Annotated in this window: 22 protein-coding genes; 16 read left to right on the forward strand and 6 right to left on the reverse strand. The window is 71.9% G+C overall.

The genetic code is table 11. The features are described 5' to 3' along the window. Positions 1-97: 97 nt before the first annotated feature. Entirely contained in the window at positions 98-1,249 is a 1,152-nt protein-coding gene (locus ACQB60_RS24875) for a YihY/virulence factor BrkB family protein (RefSeq protein ID WP_496928331.1), read from the reverse strand. Between the two features lie 17 nt (positions 1,250-1,266). Between ACQB60_RS24875 and ACQB60_RS24880 the strand changes: the two genes are divergently transcribed. Both ACQB60_RS24880 and ACQB60_RS24885 read left to right on the forward strand, forming a co-directional pair. Beyond that, positions 1,267-2,901, forward strand: a complete 1,635-nt coding sequence (locus ACQB60_RS24880; protein WP_496928332.1) for an acyl-CoA dehydrogenase family protein — start codon at positions 1,267-1,269, stop codon at positions 2,899-2,901. A 258-nt stretch (positions 2,902-3,159) separates the two neighbouring features. Next, the gene (locus ACQB60_RS24885; protein ID WP_496928333.1) at positions 3,160-4,464 is read left to right on the forward strand and encodes a helix-turn-helix domain-containing protein; all 1,305 of its coding nucleotides are present in this window, start codon (positions 3,160-3,162) and stop codon (positions 4,462-4,464) included. Positions 4,465-4,470: 6 nt separating this feature from the next. Here ACQB60_RS24885 and ACQB60_RS24890 read toward each other — a convergent pair whose 3' ends face one another. Next, positions 4,471-4,989: a hypothetical protein gene (locus tag ACQB60_RS24890; RefSeq protein WP_496928334.1), complete on the reverse strand. Its 519-nt coding sequence runs from the start codon at positions 4,987-4,989 to the stop codon at positions 4,471-4,473. A gap of 148 nt (positions 4,990-5,137) precedes the next feature. On the opposite strand from ACQB60_RS24890, the gene ACQB60_RS24895 reads away from it, so the two are divergent. Next, positions 5,138-6,397: a sensor histidine kinase gene (locus ACQB60_RS24895; protein ID WP_496928335.1), complete on the forward strand. Its 1,260-nt coding sequence runs from the start codon at positions 5,138-5,140 to the stop codon at positions 6,395-6,397. Between the two features lie 29 nt (positions 6,398-6,426). Here ACQB60_RS24895 and ACQB60_RS24900 read toward each other — a convergent pair whose 3' ends face one another. Both ACQB60_RS24900 and ACQB60_RS24905 read right to left on the reverse strand, forming a co-directional pair. Next, a complete protein-coding gene (locus tag ACQB60_RS24900) occupies positions 6,427-8,040 on the reverse strand; it encodes a PH domain-containing protein (RefSeq protein ID WP_496928336.1) in 1,614 nt (537 codons plus the stop codon). Further along, a complete protein-coding gene (locus tag ACQB60_RS24905) occupies positions 8,037-8,597 on the reverse strand; it encodes a PH domain-containing protein (protein ID WP_496928337.1) in 561 nt (186 codons plus the stop codon). Before ACQB60_RS24905 ends, ACQB60_RS24900 begins: the two co-directional genes overlap by 4 nt. A gap of 126 nt (positions 8,598-8,723) precedes the next feature. Between ACQB60_RS24905 and ACQB60_RS24910 the strand changes: the two genes are divergently transcribed. The 12 genes from ACQB60_RS24910 to ACQB60_RS24965 all read left to right on the forward strand — a co-directional run bounded on the left by ACQB60_RS24910 (position 8,724) and on the right by ACQB60_RS24965 (position 19,070). After that, on the forward strand, positions 8,724-9,284 hold the full coding sequence (locus ACQB60_RS24910) for a GNAT family N-acetyltransferase (protein ID WP_496928338.1): 561 nt from the start codon (positions 8,724-8,726) through the stop codon (positions 9,282-9,284). Between the two features lie 139 nt (positions 9,285-9,423). Further along, positions 9,424-9,507 (forward strand): putative leader peptide, encoded by an 84-nt coding sequence (locus ACQB60_RS24915; protein ID WP_384836728.1) that lies wholly within the window; start codon positions 9,424-9,426, stop codon positions 9,505-9,507. 151 nt (positions 9,508-9,658) lie between these two features. Further along, positions 9,659-11,356, forward strand: coding sequence for a nitrite/sulfite reductase (locus tag ACQB60_RS24920; protein WP_496928339.1), 1,698 nt, complete (start codon positions 9,659-9,661; stop codon positions 11,354-11,356). Beyond that, positions 11,353-11,532 (forward strand): hypothetical protein, encoded by a 180-nt coding sequence (locus ACQB60_RS24925; RefSeq protein WP_384836445.1) that lies wholly within the window; start codon positions 11,353-11,355, stop codon positions 11,530-11,532. Before ACQB60_RS24920 ends, ACQB60_RS24925 begins: the two co-directional genes overlap by 4 nt. Continuing rightward, positions 11,529-12,245, forward strand: a complete 717-nt coding sequence (locus ACQB60_RS24930) for a phosphoadenylyl-sulfate reductase (RefSeq protein ID WP_496928340.1) — start codon at positions 11,529-11,531, stop codon at positions 12,243-12,245. Before ACQB60_RS24925 ends, ACQB60_RS24930 begins: the two co-directional genes overlap by 4 nt. After that, positions 12,242-12,856, forward strand: a complete 615-nt coding sequence (gene cysC, locus ACQB60_RS24935; RefSeq protein WP_496928341.1) for an adenylyl-sulfate kinase — start codon at positions 12,242-12,244, stop codon at positions 12,854-12,856. Before ACQB60_RS24930 ends, cysC begins: the two co-directional genes overlap by 4 nt. Then, entirely contained in the window at positions 12,853-13,791 is a 939-nt protein-coding gene (gene cysD, locus ACQB60_RS24940) for a sulfate adenylyltransferase subunit CysD (protein ID WP_496928342.1), read from the forward strand. The genes cysC and cysD overlap by 4 nt, the downstream gene beginning before the upstream one ends. A 2-nt stretch (positions 13,792-13,793) precedes the next feature. Beyond that, positions 13,794-15,161: a sulfate adenylyltransferase subunit 1 gene (locus tag ACQB60_RS24945; RefSeq protein WP_496928343.1), complete on the forward strand. Its 1,368-nt coding sequence runs from the start codon at positions 13,794-13,796 to the stop codon at positions 15,159-15,161. Positions 15,162-15,423: 262 nt separating this feature from the next. Beyond that, entirely contained in the window at positions 15,424-16,527 is a 1,104-nt protein-coding gene (locus ACQB60_RS24950) for an aliphatic sulfonate ABC transporter substrate-binding protein (protein ID WP_496928344.1), read from the forward strand. 44 nt (positions 16,528-16,571) lie between these two features. After that, positions 16,572-17,372 carry an ABC transporter ATP-binding protein gene (locus ACQB60_RS24955; RefSeq protein ID WP_496928345.1) on the forward strand — a complete coding sequence of 267 codons (801 nt, stop codon included), beginning with the start codon at positions 16,572-16,574 and terminating at the stop codon, positions 17,370-17,372. After that, a complete protein-coding gene (locus ACQB60_RS24960) occupies positions 17,359-18,285 on the forward strand; it encodes an ABC transporter permease (protein WP_496928346.1) in 927 nt (308 codons plus the stop codon). Before ACQB60_RS24955 ends, ACQB60_RS24960 begins: the two co-directional genes overlap by 14 nt. A 5-nt stretch (positions 18,286-18,290) precedes the next feature. After that, a complete protein-coding gene (locus tag ACQB60_RS24965) occupies positions 18,291-19,070 on the forward strand; it encodes a sirohydrochlorin chelatase (protein ID WP_496928347.1) in 780 nt (259 codons plus the stop codon). Between the two features lie 84 nt (positions 19,071-19,154). Here ACQB60_RS24965 and ACQB60_RS24970 read toward each other — a convergent pair whose 3' ends face one another. Beyond that, complete coding sequence (locus tag ACQB60_RS24970) at positions 19,155-19,697, reverse strand: RICIN domain-containing protein (RefSeq protein WP_496928348.1); 543 nt, start codon at positions 19,695-19,697, stop codon at positions 19,155-19,157. A gap of 165 nt (positions 19,698-19,862) precedes the next feature. Between ACQB60_RS24970 and ACQB60_RS24975 the strand changes: the two genes are divergently transcribed. Further along, a complete protein-coding gene (locus tag ACQB60_RS24975; RefSeq protein ID WP_496928349.1) occupies positions 19,863-20,759 on the forward strand; it encodes an SCO6745 family protein in 897 nt (298 codons plus the stop codon). A gap of 22 nt (positions 20,760-20,781) precedes the next feature. Here the strand turns inward: ACQB60_RS24975 and ACQB60_RS24980 are convergent, their stop codons facing one another. After that, complete coding sequence (locus tag ACQB60_RS24980; RefSeq protein ID WP_496928350.1) at positions 20,782-21,843, reverse strand: helix-turn-helix domain-containing protein; 1,062 nt, start codon at positions 21,841-21,843, stop codon at positions 20,782-20,784. Between the last annotated feature and the right edge of the window lie 31 nt (positions 21,844-21,874).

Genomic DNA, 21,874 nt, shown 5'->3' on the forward strand with positions numbered 1-21,874 from the left:
GGCTTCGCCCCTGGACCCCCTGTCGGCGCTGAACGCGCCTCGTCCTCGAACGCCGGCCCACCCGCCCATAGTGACGCCCGTCCGGCCGGAGGCAACGTTACGGCGCCTCGTCCCCATGGCTTCCGTTCCGCTTCGCATGGGTGCGGAGGCGGGACGAGACGTCCTCCGGCGGCAGGAAGCGCGACCAGCGCTCGGGGAACTCCGAGGGCATGTCGGGGTCGGGCCCGTCGCCCGCCTCCTCGGCCGCAGCCGCCCGCGCGGCCTCCGCCCGGGCGACGACCTCCGCCGCCCGCGCCTCCCGCAGCCTCTCGTTCGCGGCCCGCGCGGCGGCGGTCTGGACGGACGGCCAGACGTGGTCGATCGCCGCGTTCACCGCCGCGCCCACGAGCACCGCGAACGCGGACACCCCGATCCACAGGAGCACGGCGACCGGCGCCGCCAACGACCCGTAGATCGTGGGGCCCTCGACCGTGCTGGTCAGGTAGATGCGGAGGAGGAAGCTGCCGAGGACCCATATGCCGAGGGCGATCAGCGCACCGGGCACGTCCTCCACCCACGGCGAACGCACCGGCACGGACACGTGGTAGAGGGTGGTCAGGAAGACCACCGACAGGAGGATGACGACCGGCCAGTACAGGATCTGCACCACCGTCGTCGAGCCGGGGAGCAGCTTCACCACCGCGTCCGGTCCCGCCACCATCAGCGGCAGCGCCACCGAGCCGATCAGCAGCGCCACGATGAAGAGCCCGAAGGCGAGCAGGCGGGTCTTGACGATGCCGCGGGCGCCGTCGAGTCCGTACATCACGGTGATGGTGTCGATGAAGACGTTCACCGCGCGCGAGCCGGACCAGAGGGCGAACAGGAAGCCGATGGAGATGACGTCGGGGCGGCCGACCCGCATGACGTCCTCCAGTATCGGCTGCGCGATCTGGCTGACGCCCTTGTCGGACAGGACGGTGCGGGACGCCTCCAGGATGTTGTTCTCGACGCTCTCGATGGTGTTGGCGCCGGTCCAGCGGTCGACGTAGGCGAGCAGGCCGATCAGGGACAGGAGCAGCGGCGGCACGGAGAGCAGCGTGAAGAAGGCTGCCTCGGCCGCGAGTCCCAGGATGCGGTACTCCACGCAGGAGTTGACGGTGTCCTTGAGAAGCAGCCAGGCAGTCTTCCGCTTGGAGACGTTTCGATAGAGAGCGCGGGCCCGGGTCCAGCGGCCCGATGGCCGCCCGGGTGTTTCTTTTGCCTGGTGCACCTCCTTACCGTAGCGGCATGGCAGCCAGCACCCACACAGTGACCAACCAGGCTCCGCCCCTGGTGGGATATGACGTCTTTGCCGCCGACCGGGCGCTCACGGAGGCGGTCGAACGACATCTCGAACCGTCCCTCCTGGAGACGGCTCGCGCGGAGCTCTCCGAGCTCGGGCGGACCGCCGGTTCCGCGCAGGCGCAGGAGTGGGGGGTGCAGGCCAATGAGAATCCGCCCGTTCTGCACACGCATGACCGTTATGGGAATCGGATCGACGAGGTCGACTTCCACCCCGCGTGGCATCGGCTCATGGGAAGGGCCGTCTCGGCGGGGCTGACCGCCGCCTGGGTACGGCCCGGCGGGCATGTGCGGCGGGCCGCCGGCTTCCTGGTGTGGACGCAGGCCGAGGGCGGGCACGGATGTCCGATTTCGATGACGCACGCCGCCGTGCCCGCGCTGCGCGCCGATCCGGCGGTCGCCGCCGAGTGGGAGCCCCGGCTCACCTCCACCGTGTACGACGACGGGCTGCGGCCCGCCGCGCAGAAGGCGGGCGCCATCTTCGGCATGGGGATGACGGAGAAGCAGGGCGGCAGCGACGTGCGAGCCAACACCACGCGTGCGCGCGCCCTCGCCGAGGACGGCACGTACGAACTGACCGGGCACAAGTGGTTCTGCTCCGCCCCGATGTCCGACGGGTTCCTGGTGCTGGCGCAGGCGGACGCCGGGCTCACGTGCTTTCTCGTGCCCCGGGTGCTCGAGGACGGGACGCGCAACGTCTTCGCCATCCAGCGGCTCAAGGACAAGCTGGGCAACAAGTCGAACGCGTCGAGCGAGGTCGAGTTCGACGGGACGTGGGCGCGCCGGGTCGGGGACGAGGGGCGCGGGGTGCGCACCATCATCGAGATGGTCGCGGCGACCCGGCTTGACTGCGTCATCGGCTCCGCCGCGCTGATGCGGCAGGCCGTCGCGCAGGCCGTGCACCACGCCACGTACCGCGAAGCCTTCGGCGGCAAGCTGATCGACAAGCCGCTGATGCGCAACGTCCTCGCGGACCTGGCCCTGGAGTCGGAGGCCGCCACGACGCTCGCGCTGCGGCTCGCCGCCGCCTACGACACGGGCGGCGAGCGGGAACAGGCGTTCCTGCGGCTCGCGGTGCCCGCGGCCAAGTACTGGGTGACCAAGCGCTGCACCCCGGTCGCGGCCGAGGCCCTGGAGTGCCTGGGCGGCAACGGGTACGTGGAGGAGTCCGGGATGCCGCGGCTGCTGCGCGAGTCGCCGCTCAACTCCATCTGGGAGGGCTCCGGCAATGTGCAGGCCCTCGACGTGCTGCGGGCCCTGCAGCGGGAGCCGCAGGCCCTCAACGCCTTCCTGGAGGAGGTGGGTTCGGCCCGGGGCGCGGACCACCGCCTGGACGGCGCGATCAAGGACCTGCTGACCGAGCTCGCGGACCTGGAGGGCATCGAGGCGCGGGCGCGGCGTCTCGTGGAGCGGATGGCACTGGTGCTCCAGGGCTCGCTGCTCGTGCGGTACGCGCCTTCGGAGGTCGCCGACGCCTTCTGCGCCTCACGGCTCGGCGGGGACTGGGGCACGGCGTTCGGCACGCTGCCGCACACCCTGGACCTGGCTTCGGTGGTGGAGCGCGCGGCTCCGAGCGCGTAAGCCGGCCTGGTCACAGGCGAATTCACGGGGGTGGTGCTGCGCCGACACGGCACCACCCCCGCACACAGGCCCCGTGAGGAGCGTGAACGCCGTGCGAGCGGCGTTCGTTCAAGCTTCGATCACCGCACGGTTGTTCGCGAGAGTTGCAAGAGGTTGCAACCCTTGGCGGTTCCTCCACGAAGCATCTTCCCCGAGGCCGGGCACGGGGCACGATGGGTACATGCCCCTGCACAACGGCCTGTTCGGGAAGGAACCGTGATGGACGCGACGTCGACGCTCGATCTCGCGGCGATCTCCGCGCTGGACGCGGGCAACGCCGCCCGCCTGCTGAAGGGGGTCCGGGACGCGACGCTCTCCGGGCACCGGCCCCAAGTGCAGCCCCGGCAGCTGATCGGCGAGTCCTGGGGCCGCATGCTGCAGGGCGGCGTCGACCCGGACCGCGACTTCCGCTCCCGGCTGCTCAGCCTGGAGGAGCTGGAGGAGCGGCGGCGCGCCTCACCGCTCCTGGACATCCTGCCGGTGCTGCGCGAGGGCCTGGTAGGCGTCGCCGACGCCGCGCACCACATCATGGTGGTCTGCGACGTCGACGGCCGCGTGCTGTGGCGCGAGGGCAACGCGGCAGTGCTGCGCAGCGCGGACTCGCTCGGCTTCGAACTGGGCGCGGACTGGAACGAGTCGGTCGTCGGCACCAACGGCATAGGCACCCCCCTCGTGGTGCGCCGCCCCCTCCACGTGTTCTCCGCCGAGCACTTCGTGCAGACCCACCACGCGTGGACGTGCGCGGGCGCGCCCGTCACGGATCCGCGCGACGGCCGCCTGATCGGCGTGGTGGACGTCAGCGGCCCCATCACCACGATGCACCCGGCGACGCTCGCCCTGGTCAACTCGGTGGCCAAGCTCGGCGAGGCGCACCTGCGCGATCTGCATCTGACGGCCCTGGAGCGGCTGCGCGCGGTGGCCTCGCCGGTCCTCGCCCGGATCGGCGGCCGCGCCGTCGCCGTGGACACCCACGGCTGGACGGCGGCGGTCACCGGGATGCTCCCCAGCGACCGGGTGCCGCTGCCCAAGTCCCTTGCCGCGGGCACCACATGGCTGCCCTCGCTCGGCCGCTGCCGGGTGGAGCCGCTGCCCGGCGGCTGGCTGCTGCGCCTCGACGACGGTGCCCGCGACGGCGGTACGGGTTCCCGGGCCGCGACCCGCGTCGTCCTGGACGTCAGCGGCGCGCGCAGCTGGTCGGTGACCGTCGCGAGCGGCGCCGGGTGCTGGACGCACGAGCTCTCCCCGCGCCACGCCGAGCTGCTCTACCTGCTGGCCGCGCACCGCAGGACCGGCCGCACCGCCTCCGAGCTGTCCGAGGACCTGTTCGGCGACCCGGGCCGCACGGTGACGGTACGGGCCGAACTCTCCCGCGTACGGCGGTACTTGGGCGGACTCATCGCACACCGCCCCTACCGCTTCCACGAGGACGTCGAGGTCGAGGTGCGCACCCCTGAGCTGCCTCTGGACCTGCTGCCGCACTCGACGGCGCCGGCGGTGCGACTTGCGCGCGGCGGAGACTCTTAGGGGTGTTCATGTCTCGGGCACGGACTCCCAGCCGCGTCTCCACACCACCCACAGGTGCCCGTCGGGCCCCCGGTGGACCCGGAGTTCGCCGTCGGTGCGTGCCCGTGCCGCCTCCTTGAGCGCCGCGGGCCGCTCCGCCGAGTCCAGGGAGACCTCCGCGTCGTCGGTGGCGGCGAGGGTGATCCCGGAGGGGTCGGCGCTGAGCACGAGGCGGCACTGCGTGGCCTCGCTGCGGGAGAGCAGGGTGCGGCCGACGGCGTCCCCGGCCGCGAGGACCGGTTCGAGGAACCCTTCGGGCGCCTCGATCACCCGGGCCAGCGCCTCGGCCGCCGCGACCACGGCGCACGCGCCGCCGTCCCCGTCGAAGTGGGTCGTGAACTCCATGGAGAGGGCCGAGCTGAGGAGCCCGAACTCGCTTATCAGGGCGGGCTCTTGGACATCGTCGTGCACGGTCACGCCCTCGTGCACGGTCACACCCTCGGGCCCCACGCCCCCCTCGCGCTCGCCCCGCTCCATGCTCGACACCGGCGCACCCACCTGAACCCCCCGGTCCGTGACGTCTGAAGGTCGGAAAGCGGCCAGGGGCTGGGGCAGCTCGGTGAACGTATGCCCACCCGCCATCATTGGCCAGAGCTTCTTCGGCCAGTAAGCCCGTGGTCCTACCATGATCGACGTGGAATCCTCCGACTGGCTGCCGCGGCGCACCCGGGCCCTGCCGCCCTGGGGCGCCCGGGCCGTGGATCTCGTCCTGTGCCTCCTCGTACTGACGACGCTCACAGCGGTCCTCAGGGCGGGCGGTTCCCCGGAGGACCGGATCGCCCCCGCGCTCCAGGCCGCCGCCGCGCTCGCGCTGCTGTTCCGGCGCACCGCGCCGATGTGGGTCATGGCCCTGATGCTGGTCGCCGCGGTGCCGATGGTCACCGAGGGCGTCTCCCCCGGCACGCTGCCCGCGGTGGACGAGTCCGGGGTGTGGGTGCCGCTCGCGGCGCCCTTCGCCTGCTACAGCGCGACGGTGTTCGGCGCGAACCTGCGGCTCGCCTGGGCCCTGACGGGCGCCCTCACCCTCGTCGCCACCCGCCCGTGGGCGCCGGACGCCGCCATCGTCGCGCCCGGCCTGCTGCTCACCGCCGTGCCCGCGCTCGCCGGGATGTACGTGCGCTCGCAGCACCGCCTCGCCGACGTGCTCAGGGACCGTGTCGAACGCGCCGAGCGGGAGCAGCACTTGCTCGCCGAGCGGGCCCGTTCGGAGGAGCGGGCGCGTCTTGCGGTGGAGATGCACGACATCGTGACGCACCGGGTGAGCCTGATGGTCCTGCACGCGGGGGCGCTGCGGATGACCACCCGCGAGGACGCGACCCGGCGCGCCGCCGAGGAGCTGCGGGCGGCGGGGCACCAGGCGCTGGAGGAGCTGCGGGAGTTCCTGGGGGTACTGCGGTCGCCGGCCGGCGAGCGGACCGTGGCGGACGGCGCGGCACCGGGCCGGGCGGCCGGGGAAGCCGCCGGCCCCGATCTGGAGGACCTGATAGCCGAGTCGGCGGCGGCGGGCGTGCGGATCGCGTTCACGCGCACCGGAGACTCCGGTGTGGTGTCACCGGTGATCGGCCGGACCGTGTACCGGGTCGTCCAGGAGTCCCTGTCCAACGCGATCAAGCACGCGCCGGGCGCCGCCGTCGAGGTGCGGGCCCGATACGGCCGGGAACACGTGCGGTTGACGATCCGGAACGCGGAGCCGGGGCACGGACCGCCTGCTGACGCCGGCGAGCACACGCTGAGCCGCAGCGGCTCCGGCGTGGGCCTGCTGGGCCTGCGCCGACGCGTCGGCCTCGTGGGCGGCGAGCTGCACGCCGGGCCGTCGGCCGGGGGCGGCTTCGAGGTAGAGGCCCGGCTCCCGGTCTTCGTACCGGCCAAGGAGGCGGTGCGCGGCGGGAGTTGAGCGGGAGCCTCCCGGGTGCCGCACCGTGGTCACCGCCGCTCGGCGAAGGGCGCGAGCAGCCCCGGCACGGCCTCGGCGGCGAAGCGCAGCCCCTCCGCGAGCTCCACGTCCCGTACCGGGAAGGCCCCGCTCCTGCAGGCGGCCGTGGTGACGTGGAGGGTGGCGAGACCCGCGCGGCGCTGCAGGGGCGACTGGGCGATCTTCCAGCCGATCACGCTGTCGCGCCGCAGGGCGACGGTGCGCCGGACGAAGAAGCCGTACCGCGTCACCAGGTAGGGGCCGTCCAGGGCGTGGCCGAGCGAGCGGTAGGCGCCGCGGGCGCACAGCGCACCGAGAGGCAGCAGCACCACGGCGGAGATCCACGCGATGTGCAGGAGTACGACCGCCGCGGAAGCGGCGGAACTCGCGGGCCTCCCGGGACTTGCGAGCGCGAGGCACAGGCCGACGACGGCGGGCACCGCACACCCGGCGAGCACCATGACGGCGGCCCTGACCTGGCGGCGGCGCAGCGCGGCGCGCGGGTGGCGGCGCAGCCTGACGGCGGTCGGGGAGAGGCGGCTGCCGACGACGGCGGCGGCGATCGCGTGGGCCCGGCCGCGCGGCACGGCGGGGCTGAGCACCCGCAACTTGGTGGCCTCGGACTCCTCCGCCGTGTCCAGGCCGGTCGCGACGGCCGCGACCTGTGCGCCGCCGCCGAGCCGCAGCACCAGGGGCTCGGTGACCTCGACGCCACGCATGCGGCGCGCGTCGACGGAGAGGGAACGGGTGGTCAACAGGCCACGGCGCACGGCGAAATCACCGTTTCCGTCGCGCTCCAGGCGGTAGCCCCACCACTCCTCGGCGGCGAGGGCCACGGCGGTGACCGACCCGAGCACGAGCAGCGCGAGCGCGCCGAGGGCGACGCCCTCCCCCAGCCCGGTGACGCCCAGCACCCCGACGGTCGCCCGCAGCACCCGCTCCGGCTCGACACCGAGCCCGTCCAGGACGCGCACACCCGCGCCACCCGCGACGACGACGGCGAGCACGCCCCAGGAGTTGAGCGGCATATAGCGCAGCCAGGCCCAGTCGAGGCGGGCGATGACGCGGTCGCGGCCCGGGGACCCGGACCGGCGCGCGGCGGCCGCCGCGACGGACCGGCGCAACAACTGCTGCCGCAGAGCGCCCGCGTCCCCCTTGCGCAACGCCTCAAGACGCACGTCCCCCTGGCCGTCTCCGCCACCACCGCCGCCCTCGGCCGTGGTGACCTTCACCGCGACGAGCCCGAAGACCCGCAGGAACGGATCGGCGACGAGGTCGACACCGCGGATACGGTCGCACGGCACGGCCCGATGCCTGCGCCCGAGCAACCCCGTGCGCACCTCCAGGAGTTCGCCGGTGACGCGGTAGCTGGTGGTGAGGAGCTCGACGAGCCGCCACAGCATGATCGCCAGGAAGACCCCGCCGATCAGACCGAGCCGGACGAACGCCTCACGGTCGAGCCGCCCCTGACCGGCCACCCCGTAGAAGCCGACGGAAAACACGGGCGGGACGAGCCACTTGAGCTGCACGAGCAGCAACCGCTTGTCGAGCCGCCGCCACGCCCCCCACCCCGCGTCGTGGGCCATCTCATTCCCCGTACCGCCGCTCTCCACAGCGCCCCTCATGCCGCACCGTCCCCCTCGGTGGCCTGGGCCGCGGCGGCGAGACGGGCCGCGAGCTCCTCGGCCCGCGCGCGCCCGAGGCCGTGCACGCGCACGGGCCCGGCGGCGGAGGCCGTGGTGACGACGAGGGTGGAGAGGCCGAGCAGCTGCTGGAGCGGGCCGCGCGCGGTGTCGACGGTCTGGATGCGGGCCATCGGCGCGATGCGCACGAGCCGCCAGAGCGAACCGGAGACGGTGTACACCGCCTCCCCCGTGGCCTCCCAGCGGTGCACGCGATAGCGCCACCGCGGCACGGCCACCACGAAGGCGGCCGCCACCAGCACCAGTCCCGCACCGACGCCGCCGATGACGCCGGCCGACGGCGACAGCCACCACCACAGCCCGGCCAACGCCCCCGCCGCACAGGCGAGTCCGCCGAGGGAGACGAGGGCGGCCTGCAGGGTCCACCAGGTCACGGCCCGCCGGTCCACGGCGTGCGCCGGCGGGCGGAGCCCGTACTCGATCGTCTTCCCCTGCATCTGTGCCGACCCCTCGCCCTTCCCGGATTCCCGCGTGGTCACGCTCCGTACGGAGCTGCGGCAATCCTGTTCCGGCGACGGCCCCCGGCGCTGCCCTCCAAGGTCGCGATCGCACCCGACGAAAGCGCGGCCGGCCACTACTTTCGTCGGTGTGATTCCCTGACCTCCATGAGCATCACAGTCACCACCTGGTCCCTGGAGCAGACGTCCCCCACGGACCTGCTCCCCGCCGCCGCGCCCGAAGGCGATGTGCGGATCGTGCGGGCCGAGGTGCCCTCGCCGGAGTTCAGCCGCTTTCTGTACGCCTCCGTGGGTGGCGACATCCAGTGGACGGACCGGCTCGGGTGGACGTACGCGCAGTGGACCGAGGTGATCGGGCGGCCGGGTGCCGAGACCTGGGTGGCCTACGACCGCGGGACCCCGGCCGGATACGTGGAGCTGGACGCGCAGGAGGACGGCGTCGTCGAGATCGTCTACTTCGGGCTCGTCCCGGCGTTCCGGGGGCGCCGCATCGGCGGGCACCTGCTCGCGTACGGCGCCCGGCGGGCCTGGGACCTGGCCGAGCGGTGGCCGGAGCGGACGCCGACCAAGCGCGTATGGCTGCACACCTGCAGCAAGGACGGTGAGCACGCGATGGACAACTATCTCCGCCGTGGCTTCAAGCTCTTCGACACCAAGGTCGAGCAGGAGCCGGACGTGGCCACTCCGGGTCCGTGGCCGGGCGCCTGACCAGCACGGTGTGCGGACCGCGCGCACAGTGCGCGGGCCTGGTGTGACCGGCGACACCCTTGTCCATGATCTGGGACAAGGGTGTCCACATTTTGGATAATGGTGGACTGGGCCGAAAGTCCCGTGACACGCTTCCGTCATGTCTGCAGCTGGAATTGCCTTGGTGAGTCGACGCCACGTCGACCTCGGCCGCATGTCCAGCGCCATCTGTCCGGCCTGCTGATCGACTCAGCGCAACCGCCGCAGAGCAGCGCCTCCCGCTGCACCTCCCTTTACTGACTTCCCGCTGACCTTCCCCTGCGCACCGCCGCGCCGCCGCCGCGAGTGTGCTGGTCAGAGCCGCTCAAAGCCTGTCTTGAAGAAGGACGTGTCCCATGGCCGCCACCCCTGAAAAGCCCACGAGCGCCGCGCCCCGCCGCAAGGTGAGCCGTCACCGCGGCGAGGGGCAGTGGGCCGTCGGGCACTTCACTCCGCTCAACGGCAACGAGCAGTTCAAGAAGGACGACGACGGTCTCAATGTGCGGACACGCATTGAGACGATCTACTCGAAGCGCGGCTTCGACTCCATCGACCCGAACGATCTTCGTGGGCGGATGCGGTGGTGGGGGCTCTACACCCAGCGCAAGCCCGGGATCGACGGCGGCAAGACCGCGATCCTGGAGCCGGAGGAGCTGGACGACGAGTACTTCATGCTGCGCGTGCGGGTCGACGGCGGCCGGCTCACCACCGAGCAGCTCCGCGTCATCGGCGAGATCTCGCAGGAGTTCGCGCGCGGCACCGCCGACATCACCGACCGGCAGAACATCCAGTACCACTGGATCCGCGTCGAGGACGTCCCGGAGATCTGGCGACGCCTTGAAGCCGTGGGGCTCTCCACCACCGAGGCGTGCGGGGACACGCCCCGCGTCATCCTCGGTTCGCCCGTCGCCGGGATCGCCGAGGACGAGATCATCGACGGCACGCCCGCCCTGGAGGAGATCCAGCGGCGCATCGTCGGCAACCCCGAATTCTCCAACCTGCCGCGGAAGTTCAAGTCCGCCATCTCCGGCTCGCCGCTGCTCGACGTGGCGCACGAGATCAACGACATCGCCTTCGTCGGGGTCCGCCACCCCGAGCACGGGCCCGGCTTCGACGTCTGGGTCGGCGGCGGCCTCTCCACCAACCCCAAGATCGGGCAGCGGCTCGGCGCCTGGGTCCCGCTGGACGAGGTCCCCGACGTCTACGAGGGCGTCATCTCGATCTTCCGTGACTACGGCTACCGGCGCCTTCGCACCCGCGCCCGCCTGAAGTTCCTGCTCGCCGACTGGGGCGCCGAGAAGTTCCGCCAGGTCCTGGAGGACGAGTACCTGAAGCGGAAGCTCGTCGACGGGCCCGCCCCCGACCAGCCGGTGGAGCGCTGGCGCGACCACGTCGGGGTGCACCGGCAGCAGGACGGCCGGTTCTACGTCGGGTTCGCGCCGCGCGTCGGCCGGGTCGACGGCGCCACGCTCACGAAGATCGCCGAAGTCGCCGCCGCGCACGGCTCCGGCCGCCTGCGGACCACCGCCGAGCAGAAGATGATCGTGCTCGACGTGGAGGAGGAGCAGGTCGATTCGCTCGTCTCGGGGCTTGAGGCGCTCGACCTGAAGGTGAACCCCTCGCCGTTCCGGCGCGGCACCATGGCCTGCACAGGCATCGAGTTCTGCAAGCTCGCCATCGTCGAGACGAAGGCGCGCGGCGCCTCGCTCATCGACGAACTGGAGCGCCGCCTGCCGGAGTTCGACGAGCCGCTGACCATCAACCTCAACGGCTGCCCGAACGCCTGCGCCCGCATCCAGGTCGCGGACATCGGCCTCAAGGGCCAGCTCATGCTCGACAAGAACGGCGAGCAGGTCGAGGGGTACCAGGTGCACCTCGGCGGCGCGCTCGGCCTGGAGGCCGGGTTCGGCCGCAAGGTCCGCGGCCTGAAGGTCACCGCGGCCGAGCTGCCCGACTACGTGGAGCGGGTCCTGACGCGCTTCCAGGCGGAGCGCGAGGACGGCGAGCGGTTCGCCGCCTGGGCCGCGCGCGCCTCCGAGGAGGCCCTCTCATGAGCGAGCGTGCCGCCCCCTTCCACTGCCCCTACTGCGGGGACGAGGACCTGCGCCCGAACGAGACCGGGCACGGCGCCTGGGAATGCGCGGCGTGCAATCGGGCCTTCCAGCTGAAGTTCCTCGGGCTGCTGTCCCGGGGCCTTCAGCACACCAGCGGTGGAGGGGAAGAGATATGACGACGGCTCAGAGCCAAGAGCAGCGTACGGACGACGAGTTGAAGGCACTCGCCGAGCAGGCGGGCCGCGACCTGGAGGACGCCTCCGCGCTGGAGATCCTCCAGTGGGCGGCCGGCACGTTCGGCCCGCGCTTCTGCGTGACCTCCTCGATGGAGGACGCGGTCGTCGCCCACCTCGCCTCGCGGGCCCTGCCCGGCGTCGACGTCGTGTTCCTCGACACCGGCTACCACTTCCCCGAGACCATCGGCACCCGCGACGCCGTCGAGGCCGTGATGGACGTCAACGTCATCACCCTCACCCCGCGCCAGACGGTGGCCGAGCAGGACGCGGAGTACGGCCCGAAGCTGCACGACCGCGACCCCGACCTGTGCTGCAAGCTGCGCAAGGTGCAGCCCCTGGAGGACGGCCTCAAGGGCTACGCCGCGTGGGCCACCGGGCTGCGCCGCGACGAGTCCCCGACCCGGGCGAACACCCCCGTCGTCGGCTGGGACGAGAAGCGCCGGAAGGTGAAGGTCTCGCCCATCGCCCGCTGGACGCAGGACGACGTGGACGCCTACGTCACCGAGCACGGGGTGCTGACCAACCCGCTCCTGATGGACGGCTACGGCTCCGTGGGCTGCGCCCCCTGCACCCGCCGCCTCCTGGAGGGCGAGGACGCGCGCGCCGGGCGCTGGGCCGGAAACGCCAAGACCGAGTGCGGGATCCACGGATGACCGCGCCCCAGCCCCAGCAGGCACAGACCCCGCAGGTACAGACCCCGCAGGCACAGACCCAGGAGAACCACGTGACGACCGGAGCCACCGTCTGGCTCACCGGCCTGCCCAGCGCGGGCAAGACCACCATCGCGTACGAGCTGGCGGGCACCCTGCGCGCCGGGGGCCACCGCGTGGAGGTGCTCGACGGCGACGAGATCCGCGAGTTCCTCTCGGCGGGCCTCGGCTTCAGCCGCGAGGACCGGCACACCAATGTGCAGCGCATCGGCTTCGTCGCCGAACTCCTCGCGCGCAACGGCGTGTTGGCCCTGGTCCCGGTGATCGCGCCGTTCGCGGACAGCCGCGAGGCGGTGCGCAAGCGCCACCAGGCGAACGGCACCGCGTACGTCGAGGTGCACGTCGCGACGCCGGTCGAGGTGTGCTCCGTACGCGATGTGAAGGGCCTGTACGCCCAGCAGGCCGCGGGTGAGATCTCCGGGCTCACCGGGGTCGACGACCCCTACGAGGCACCCGAGTCGCCCGATCTGCGCATCGAGTCCCAGGACCAGACCGTGCAGGAGTCCGCGGCCGCGCTGCGCGCGCTGCTCATAGAGAGGGGTCTGGCCCGATGACCACGACCGTCAACTCCCTTGACGAGGGCACCGATTCGCCGTACGCCCTCAGCCACCTGGACGCGCTGGAGTCCGAGGCGGTGCACATCTTCCGCGAGGTGGCGGGCGAGTTCGAGCGGCCGGTGATCCTCTTCTCCGGCGGCAAGGACTCGATCGTCATGCTGCACCTGGCGCTGAAGGCGTTCGCCCCCGCGGCGATCCCCTTCTCGCTCCTGCACGTCGACACGGGGCACAACTTCCCCGAGGTCCTCGAATACCGCGACCGCGTCGTCGCCCGGCACGGGCTGCGCCTGCACGTCGCCTCCGTGCAGGACTACATCGACCGCGGCGTGCTCAAGGAACGCCCCGACGGCACCCGCAACCCCCTCCAGACGCTCCCCCTCACGGAGAAGATCCAGGCGGAGAAGTTCGACGCGGTCTTCGGCGGCGGGCGGCGCGACGAGGAGAAGGCCCGCGCCAAGGAGCGGGTGTTCTCGCTGCGCGACGAGTTCTCGCAGTGGGACCCGCGCCGTCAGCGCCCCGAGCTGTGGCAGCTCTACAACGGCCGCCACGCCCCCGGCGAGCACGTGCGCGTCTTCCCGCTGTCCAACTGGACCGAGCTGGACGTGTGGCAGTACATCGCCCGCGAGTCCATCGAGCTGCCGCAGATCTACTTCGCGCACGAGCGGGACGTGTTCAGCCGCTCGGGCATGTGGCTGACCGCCGGCGAGTGGGGCGGCCCCAAGGACACCGAGCCCGTCGAGAAGCGCCTGGTGCGCTACCGCACCGTCGGCGACATGTCCTGCACGGGCGCCGTCGACTCGGACGCCACCACGCTGGACGCCGTCATCGCCGAGATCGCCGCGTCCCGGCTGACCGAGCGGGGCGCCACGCGCGCCGACGACAAGATGTCCGAGGCCGCGATGGAAGACCGCAAGCGCGAGGGGTACTTCTAACCATGAGCAACCACAGCACCACCGAGCCGGGCGCCGAGCCGTTGTCGGTCGAGCAGCTCTCGGCGACCACCCTGCTGCGCTTCGCGACCGCCGGTTCGGTCGACGACGGCAAGTCCACCCTCGTGGGCCGCCTGCTGCACGACTCCAAGTCGGTCCTGACCGACCAGCTGGAGGCCGTCGAGCACGCCTCGCGCAGCCGCGGCGCCGAGGGCCCCGACCTGGCGCTGCTCACCGACGGCCTGCGGGCCGAGCGCGAGCAGGGCATCACCATCGACGTGGCCTACCGCTACTTCGCCACCGCGCGGCGCCGCTTCATCCTGGCCGACACCCCGGGCCACGTGCAGTACACCCGCAACATGGTCACCGGCGCCTCGACCGCCGACCTGGCCGTGGTCCTGGTCGACGCCCGCAACGGCGTCATCGAGCAGACCCGCCGCCACGCGGCCGTCGCGGCGCTCCTGCGCGTCCCGCACGTCGTGCTCGCCGTGAACAAGATGGACCTCGTCGCCTACGAAGAGACCGTCTTCGCGAAGATCGCCGAGGAATTCACCGCGTACGCCGGCGAGTTGGGCGTCCCGGAGATCACCGCCATCCCGATCTCGGCGCTCGCGGGCGACAACGTGGTGGAGCCGTCCTCGAACATGGACTGGTACGGCGGCCCCACCGTCCTGGAGCACCTGGAGACGGTCCCGGTCAGCCACGACCTCACCTCCTGCCACGCGCGCCTGCCCGTGCAGTACGTGATCCGGCCGCAGACCGCCGAACACCCCGACTACCGCGGCTACGCGGGCCAGATCGCGGCGGGCACGTTCCGCGTCGGCGAGCCGGTGACGGTGCTCCCGTCCGGCCGCACGTCGAAGATCTCCGGCATCGACCTGCTGGGCGAGCCGGTCGACGTGGCGTGGACCCCGCAGTCGGTGACGCTCCTCCTGGAGGACGACATCGACATCTCGCGCGGCGACCTGCTCGTCCCGAGCGGCGACACCCCGCCCACCACGCAGGACGTCGAGGCGACGGTCTGCCACGTCGCGGACACGGCCCTCACGGTCGGCCAGCGCGTGCTCCTGAAGCACACCACGCGCACGGTCAAGGCGATCGTGAAGGAGATCCCGTCGCGCCTCACCCTCGACGACCTCTCGCAGCACCCGGACCCGGGGCAGCTGGTCGCCAACGACATCGGCCGGGTGAAGGTCCGCACGGCCGAGCCGCTGGCCCTGGACTCCTACGCGGACTCGCGCCGTACAGGTTCCTTCCTGCTGATCGACCCGTCCGACGGGACGACGCTCGCGGCGGGCATGGCGGGCGACTCCTTCGCCGCACCTGCCGCCGAAGGTAACTCCCCGGTGGACGACGCGGGTTGGGACTTCTGACCATGCTCTACGTCGACATGTTCGCGACGTTCGCGAAGGAGGGCGGCCGCATCGGCAGCGGTGCCCTCGGCAGCGGGCAGGGCGGAGTGGCGCGATGTGCGCGATGACGTACGCGCACCGCTTGCGCGCCCATGGACGTCGTGCACGACCCGCGCGTCCTGCACTCCCTGCACTTCCCGCACCCCCCGTACGACGAAGACCTGCCGACCTCCCGGCGCCGCCCTGACGGCGGAGCCGCCGGGCCTCTGAGAGGAACACCTCCGTGCGACCACGCACCCGCCTCACCGCTCTTGCCGCTCTGCCGCTGTTCGCTCTTGCGCTCGGCGCCTGCGGGTACGGCTCGGAGGCCGACGACGACGGCAACGACAAGGCCAACATCGCCGCCGGCGCGAAGAAGATCGAGGGCCTCGACAGAGTGAACATCGGGTACTTCCCGAACCTCACCCACGGCACCGCCCTCGTCGGCAAGCAGGAGGGCCTCTTCCAGAAGGAACTGGGCGCCACCAAGGCCGAGTACGCCCAGTTCAACGCGGGTCCCTCGGAGATCGAGGCGCTCAACTCGAAGTCCATCGACATCGGCTGGATCGGCCCGTCCCCGGCCATCAACGGCTATGTGAAGTCCCAGGGCAAGGGCCTGCGCATCATCGGCGGCGCGGCCTCGGGCGGCGTGAAGCTCGTGGTGAACCCCGACAAGATCAAGTCGGTGAAGGACGTCAAGGGCAAGAGCATCGCGACGCCGCAGCTCGGCAACACCCAGGACGTGGCCCTGCTCAACTGGATCGCGGAGAAGGGCTGGAAGGTCGACCCGCAGAGCGGCAAGGGCGATGTGTCGGTGGTCCGCACCGACAACAAGATCACCCCGGACGCGTACAAGTCCGGCTCCATCGACGGCGCCTGGGTGCCGGAGCCGACCGCCTCCAAGCTGGTCGCCGAGGGCGGCAAGGTGCTGCTCGACGAGAAGGACCTGTGGCCGGACAAGAAGTTCGTGATCACCAACATCGTCGTGCGGCAGGACTTCCTCAAGGAGCACCCGAAGGTCGTCGAGGCGGTGCTGCGCGCCTCCGTGAAGACCACCAAGTGGATCCAGGACAACCCGGAGAAGGCGAAGACCGCGGCCAACGCCGAACTGAAGGAAGCTTCCGGCAAGGCCCTCCCGGCCGAGGTCATCGACCCGGCGTGGAAGTCCATCGACTTCACCGACGACCCGCTCGCCAAGACGCTGGACCTGGAGGCGGACCACGCGGTCAAGGCGGGCCTCCTGGAGCAGCCGGACCTCAAGGGCATCTATGACCTCCGGCCGCTGAACAAGGTCCTCGTCGACGAGGCGCAGCCGGGCGTCGACGACGCCGGTCTCGGCGCCAAGTAGTCCCGGATCACGCCCCGTTCATCCGCTCCCAGGAGGTGACGACCATGACGACCACCACGCTCACCAAAGACAGCACGGCCACGGACACCGTCACGGCTACCGAGTACGCCGCGCGCATAGGGCATGTCTCGAAGTCCTTCGCCGGGCCCGCTGGTGCGCAGCTCGTCCTCGACGACATCACCCTCGATGTCGCCCACGGCGAGTTCGTCACTCTCCTGGGAGCCTCCGGGTGCGGCAAGTCCACGCTGCTCAACCTGGTGGCGGGCCTGGACCGGCCGACCGCGGGTGACATCACCACGGACGGCCGCCCGGCGCTGATGTTCCAGGAGCATGCCCTGTTCCCGTGGCTGACCGCGGGCAAGAACATCGAACTCGCCCTGAAGCTGCGGGGCGTGGCCAAGTCCGACCGGCGCACCCGGGCCGAGGAGCTCCTCGAACTGGTCCGCCTGGGCGGCGCGTACGGCAAGCGCGTGCACGAACTGTCGGGCGGCATGCGCCAGCGCGTGGCGATGGCCCGCGCCCTCGCGCAGGAGAGCAAGCTGCTCCTGATGGACGAGCCGTTCGCCGCGCTCGACGCGATCACGCGGGACGTCCTGCACGACGAACTGACCCGCATCTGGCGGGAGACGAACGTCTCCGTCCTCTTCGTGACGCACAACGTCCGCGAGGCCGTCCGGCTCGCCGAGCGCGTCGTGCTGCTCTCCTCGCGCCCCGGCCGGGTCGCCCGCGAGTGGACGGTGGACATCCCGCAGCCGCGCCGCATCGAGGACGCGGACGTCGCGGAGCTCTCCGTCGAGATCACCGAACAACTGCGTGGGGAGATCCGCCGCCATGGCCAGCACTGATACGAAGACGGCCGACGGCGGCGCACCGGACGCGCCCGCCGAGCCGGCCGGGCACGGGGACCTCGCGGGGCTCGAGGCGGGGCTCGACGCGCTGGAGACGACCGTCTCCGGCCGCACCCCGTTCCGCAGGACGTTCGTGGACAAGATCCTGCCGCCGATCATCGCCGTGGCCCTGATCCTGGTGGTCTGGCAGGCGCTGGTCTCCTTCAAGATCGTCGATGACCCGAGCAAGCTGCCCCCGCCCGCCGACGTCTGGCAGGAGGTCCGGAACGCCTGGCTCCAGGGCGAGCTGCTCGGCTACATCTGGACGTCCGTCTCCCGCGGCCTCTTCGGCTTCCTGCTCGCCCTCGCCATCGGCACGCCCCTCGGCCTGCTCGTCGCCCGGGTGAAGTTCGTGCGTGCCGCCATCGGCCCGATCCTGTCCGGCCTCCAGTCCCTGCCGTCGGTCGCCTGGGTGCCGCCCGCCGTGATCTGGCTGGGCCTCAAGCCCGAGGCGATGTACGCGGTGATCCTGCTCGGCGCCGTGCCGTCCATCGCCAACGGCCTGGTCGCGGGCGTCGACCAGGTGCCGCCGCTCTACCTGCGGGCGGGCCGCACCCTGGGCGCGACGGGCATCCGGCACACCTGGCACATCGTGTTCCCGGCGGCCCTGCCCGGCTATGTGGCGGGCCTCAAGCAGGGCTGGGCCTTCTCCTGGCGCTCCCTGATGGCCGCGGAGATCATCGCCACGCACCCCGACCTGGGCGTGGGCCTCGGCCAGCTCCTGGAGAACGGACGCACCAACAGCAGCATGGCCCAGGTGTTCCTCGCCATCTTCCTCATCCTGATCGTCGGCATCGCCATCGACCTGCTGATCTTCAGCCCGCTGGAGCGCTGGGTCCTGCGCAGCCGCGGCCTCCTGGTGAAGAGCTGATCCCCATGTACGCCACGGTCCGCCCCGCCCGCCCGGTCCACCCGGTGCTCCTCGTCGTCGCCCACGGCAGCCGCGACCCGCGGCACGCCGCGACGGTGCACGCCCTCGTGCGCGAGGTGCGGGCGCGGCGGCCGGAGCTGCGCGTGGAGACGGGGTTCCTGGACTTCAACGCCCCTTCCGTTCCACAGGTGTTGGAGTCCTTGGAGGCCGACGGCGTACGGGAGGTGGTGGCGCTGCCGCTCCTCCTCACCCGCGCCTTCCACGCCAAGGCCGACATCCCCGCCGTACTGCGCGAGGCGGGCGCGCGGCTGCCCCGGCTGCGCATCCGGCAGGCCGAGGTCCTCGGCCCCTCGCCGCTGCTCCTCGACGCGCTGGAGCGACGGCTGTACGAGGCGGGCCTGACGCCCGCCGACAAGGGCTCGACCGGGGTCGTCCTGGCCTCGGCGGGCTCCTCCGACCCGGAGGCGATCGCAGTGATCGCTGAAATCGCGCGGGAGTGGCGGCACACCGGTTGGTGCGCCGTGCGGCCTGCGTTCGCCTCCGCATCTCTTCCCCGCACGGAGGACGCGGTGCGGGAGTTGCGCGCCCTCGGAGTGCGCCGAGTCGCCGTCGCGCCCTACGTGTTGGCGCCGGGCTTTCTGCCGGACCGGATCGCGCGGGGCGCGGAGGCCGCCGGCGCCGATGTCCTCGCGCAGACGCTCGGCCCCGCGCCCGAGGTGGCCCGACTGGTCGTGCAGAGATATACGGAGGTGCGGCTCGCGCACCGTCTGGCGGTCAGTGCCTGAATTCAGAGAATCCCCGCCGCGGGCCGTATCGGCCGGAGGCGGGGATTCTTTACCTGTTCCCTTTTCGGGGTGGCAGGGAATTGCCTACTTCGCCTTGAAGATCTGGCCGCCGCTGACCTTGCTGTTGCACTTGGACGTGCCCACCCACGTGCCGCTGGACTTACGCCCCTTGTACGCGCCGAGGCAGAGCTTGCTCTTGACGTTCTGCGGGTTGAAGTACGCGCCCGGGTTGGTGCTCACGTACTGCCACTTCTGCGACGCGGAGCTGTTGCACCTGGTGACGTGCGACAGCCAGCCGACCTTGCCCATCCGCTCGGTCTTGGCGCCGTCGAGGCACAGCTTGGTGTTGGTGGCCGGGTGCAGCTTGGCGACCGCCCTGCCCTTGTACTTGGCGAAGTCGATGCGCCAGAGCTGGTACACGCCGCCGGTGCAGCCGCGGACCCGCTCGCGCTTGCCCTTCTTGGTGCTGGCCTTCGCCTGCACGCTCAGGCAGATGTTCTTGCCGTGCTGGAACTTGAGCGAGCGCCAGGAACCGGCCGCGTGCGCCTCACCGGCGCTCACGGCACCGGCGGCGAGGCAGAGAGAAGCCGTGGAAGCGAGCACGGCGAAACGCTTTCTTGCTGCCATGAGGAATACCCCCGTCTGTTCAGTTTTCCATGACGGAGAAAGATTACTCAACAAGATCGTTTAAAAACAGGGAAACTCAAGGGCGTTCACGAAATTACACCTTCCCCACACAGTTATGTGAGGCGGTCTTCCCGCACCGCCCCCCAGGCTCTAACTTGTGGCCCCATGACCACTGTGACCGCCGCCGTGGCGGACTCCCGGGCCCTGTGGCTGCGCGCCGAACCGCCGCACGCCGTCGTCTACTTCGCAGAGGAGTGCCGCGCCCTGAGCGGGGCGCTCGGGCTCAAGGGTTTCTGGATGGGGTACTTCGCTGCCCGCACGGCGCCCCTCGGCGCGGTGGGCCCCGGCGCGGCCACGGCGGCGCTCGGGGTGTTCGCGCCGGGCATGGTCGCGCGGGCCCTGCCGTCGGCGTGGGAGCTCGCCCCGCCTGCGCGGGTCGTCGAGGAACGCGCGGCCCGCACCGCACGTGCCCTGCGTGCCCTGGTGCCCGACGCCGAGCGGATCGCCGCCGAGGTGAACCCGGCGCTCGCCACCGCCGTCGCCCAGGCCCCGCCGCTCGGACGCCCCCTCTTCGCCGCCAACCGCGACCTCTGCACCGCCCCGCAAGGAGCCGATCCCGTCCAGGAGCTGTGGCAACTGCTCACCTGTGTACGGGAGTTCAGGGGCGACGCCCATCTGGCCGTCCTCGCCGACCGGGGTCTTGACGGCTGCGAGGCGCTGGTCCTGGCGGCGGCGACCGGACGGGTGGGCACCGGCTCCATCCGGCAGGACCGGGGGTGGAGCGAGGACGAGTGGGAGGAGGCGGTGGACCGGCTGCGCGCGCGAGGGCTCGTCGCGGGCGGGGCCGGTGGCGGCGCGGGCGTCCGGGTCACCGACCAGGGGCTCACCGAGCGGGAGTTGATCGAGGACGCGACGGACCGGCTCGCGGCCCGCCTCCTCGACCCGCTCACCGAGAAGGAGACGCACGCGCTCCTCTCCGGCCTCGAACCGCTGTCGCGTTCCGTACGGGACTCCGGCGTGCTGCCGTTCCCCAATCCGATGGGGCTGCCCAAGTGCCACTGAGCAGCCATGAGTTGGTGGCCCGTCAGCGGCAGAGCTCGTCCCCAAGCCCCGTCCGCCCGTACCGCACGCTCCGCCCCGCCCGCACCCTGCTCAGCAGCCCCGCGTCGTAGAGCACCGCCAGGTGCTGGCTCACCGCCCCGGGAGTGACCCCGAGCCGGTGGGCCAGCTCCGTCGTGGAGGCGGGTTCGGCGAGAAGCAGGAGCAGGCGGGCCCGGGGTGCGCCGAGGAGGCGGTCGAGAGCGTGGCCGGAGACGGGAACGGGGTCTCCCCTGCTCGAACGAAGTGGAGAGCTCGGAATGGGGTCTCCCCTGCTCGAACGAAGTTGAGAGCTTGGGGAAGGGTCCTCGGAGATCACGGCCCGGCCCCGCGCCGGGTAGACGAGGAGCGGCGGGCGCTCCGGGTCGATGGCCGTCTGCGTGCCGCGCGCGAACATCGTCGGCGCGAGCACCATGCCGCGCCCGGCGAGCCGGATGTCCGCGTCCGGCCAGGGGTGCAGCGCCTCCTGGCCCGTGATGCACAGCGCGTGCCCCCGCCACAGCAGCCGCCGGTCGATCCCCTCGAAGAGCGCCGCCGCCCCCTGCTCCGCCAACACCCGCCCCCGGTGGGCGAGATCGGCCTCCATGACGCCCCGCACCCTGGGCCACCAGTCGGGCGCGAGGCAGCTGTCCCAGTACGCGGCGAGCGCGTCGGTGATCCGCTCCAGGAGCACCTCCGGGCGCCCGAGGTCCCGTCGGACCACCGCAGGCACGGCCGCCGACTCCCCGTAAGCGGCGACGAATTCGGGCCCCAGGAGCTCCGGCGGGGTGTCCCGCAGGCGGGCCAGGTCGGCCGTGAACGGAAGCCGCGCCCTGGTGGGCCTCGGCGTCAGGAAGTCCGGCACCCACAGGCGGTGCGAGACCAGCGCCGAGAGCAGCTCGGTGTCCTGCCGCTCGAAGGCGGGGCGCAGCCTGCGCAGCCAGGGCCGCTGGTGCGGGTAGCGGGCCGGGTCCCGCCAGGCGCGCAGCGAGAACACGGCTTCCTGGAGCGGCGAGTACGCGAAGGACGTACTGGCGAGGTCGTCCACGCCGAAGCGGAACTCGATCATCCCCCTGGCCTCCCCCGATGCCCGGCCCTCC

Source organism: Streptomyces odontotermitis (genome assembly GCF_050510915.1).
Taxonomy (GTDB): domain Bacteria; phylum Actinomycetota; class Actinomycetes; order Streptomycetales; family Streptomycetaceae; genus Streptomyces.

What these genes read in the sequence shown, in the direction of transcription:
- ACQB60_RS24880 (WP_496928332.1), top strand. Translation starts at nt 1,267, where the DNA reads ATGGCAGCCAGCACCCACACAGTGACCAACCAGGCTCCGCCCCTGGTG.
- ACQB60_RS24885 (WP_496928333.1), top strand. Translation starts at nt 3,160, where the DNA reads ATGGACGCGACGTCGACGCTCGATCTCGCGGCGATCTCCGCGCTGGAC.
- ACQB60_RS24900 (WP_496928336.1), bottom strand. Translation starts at nt 8,040, where the DNA reads ATGAGGGGCGCTGTGGAGAGCGGCGGTACGGGGAATGAGATGGCCCAC.
- ACQB60_RS24910 (WP_496928338.1), top strand. Translation starts at nt 8,724, where the DNA reads ATGAGCATCACAGTCACCACCTGGTCCCTGGAGCAGACGTCCCCCACG.
- ACQB60_RS24915 (WP_384836728.1), top strand. Translation starts at nt 9,424, where the DNA reads ATGTCTGCAGCTGGAATTGCCTTGGTGAGTCGACGCCACGTCGACCTC.
- ACQB60_RS24920 (WP_496928339.1), top strand. Translation starts at nt 9,659, where the DNA reads ATGGCCGCCACCCCTGAAAAGCCCACGAGCGCCGCGCCCCGCCGCAAG.
- ACQB60_RS24925 (WP_384836445.1), top strand. Translation starts at nt 11,353, where the DNA reads ATGAGCGAGCGTGCCGCCCCCTTCCACTGCCCCTACTGCGGGGACGAG.
- ACQB60_RS24930 (WP_496928340.1), top strand. Translation starts at nt 11,529, where the DNA reads ATGACGACGGCTCAGAGCCAAGAGCAGCGTACGGACGACGAGTTGAAG.
- cysC (WP_496928341.1), top strand. Translation starts at nt 12,242, where the DNA reads ATGACCGCGCCCCAGCCCCAGCAGGCACAGACCCCGCAGGTACAGACC.
- cysD (WP_496928342.1), top strand. Translation starts at nt 12,853, where the DNA reads ATGACCACGACCGTCAACTCCCTTGACGAGGGCACCGATTCGCCGTAC.
- ACQB60_RS24945 (WP_496928343.1), top strand. Translation starts at nt 13,794, where the DNA reads ATGAGCAACCACAGCACCACCGAGCCGGGCGCCGAGCCGTTGTCGGTC.
- ACQB60_RS24955 (WP_496928345.1), top strand. Translation starts at nt 16,572, where the DNA reads ATGACGACCACCACGCTCACCAAAGACAGCACGGCCACGGACACCGTC.
- ACQB60_RS24960 (WP_496928346.1), top strand. Translation starts at nt 17,359, where the DNA reads ATGGCCAGCACTGATACGAAGACGGCCGACGGCGGCGCACCGGACGCG.
- ACQB60_RS24965 (WP_496928347.1), top strand. Translation starts at nt 18,291, where the DNA reads ATGTACGCCACGGTCCGCCCCGCCCGCCCGGTCCACCCGGTGCTCCTC.
- ACQB60_RS24970 (WP_496928348.1), bottom strand. Translation starts at nt 19,697, where the DNA reads ATGGCAGCAAGAAAGCGTTTCGCCGTGCTCGCTTCCACGGCTTCTCTC.
- ACQB60_RS24975 (WP_496928349.1), top strand. Translation starts at nt 19,863, where the DNA reads ATGACCACTGTGACCGCCGCCGTGGCGGACTCCCGGGCCCTGTGGCTG.
- ACQB60_RS24980 (WP_496928350.1), bottom strand. Translation starts at nt 21,843, where the DNA reads ATGATCGAGTTCCGCTTCGGCGTGGACGACCTCGCCAGTACGTCCTTC.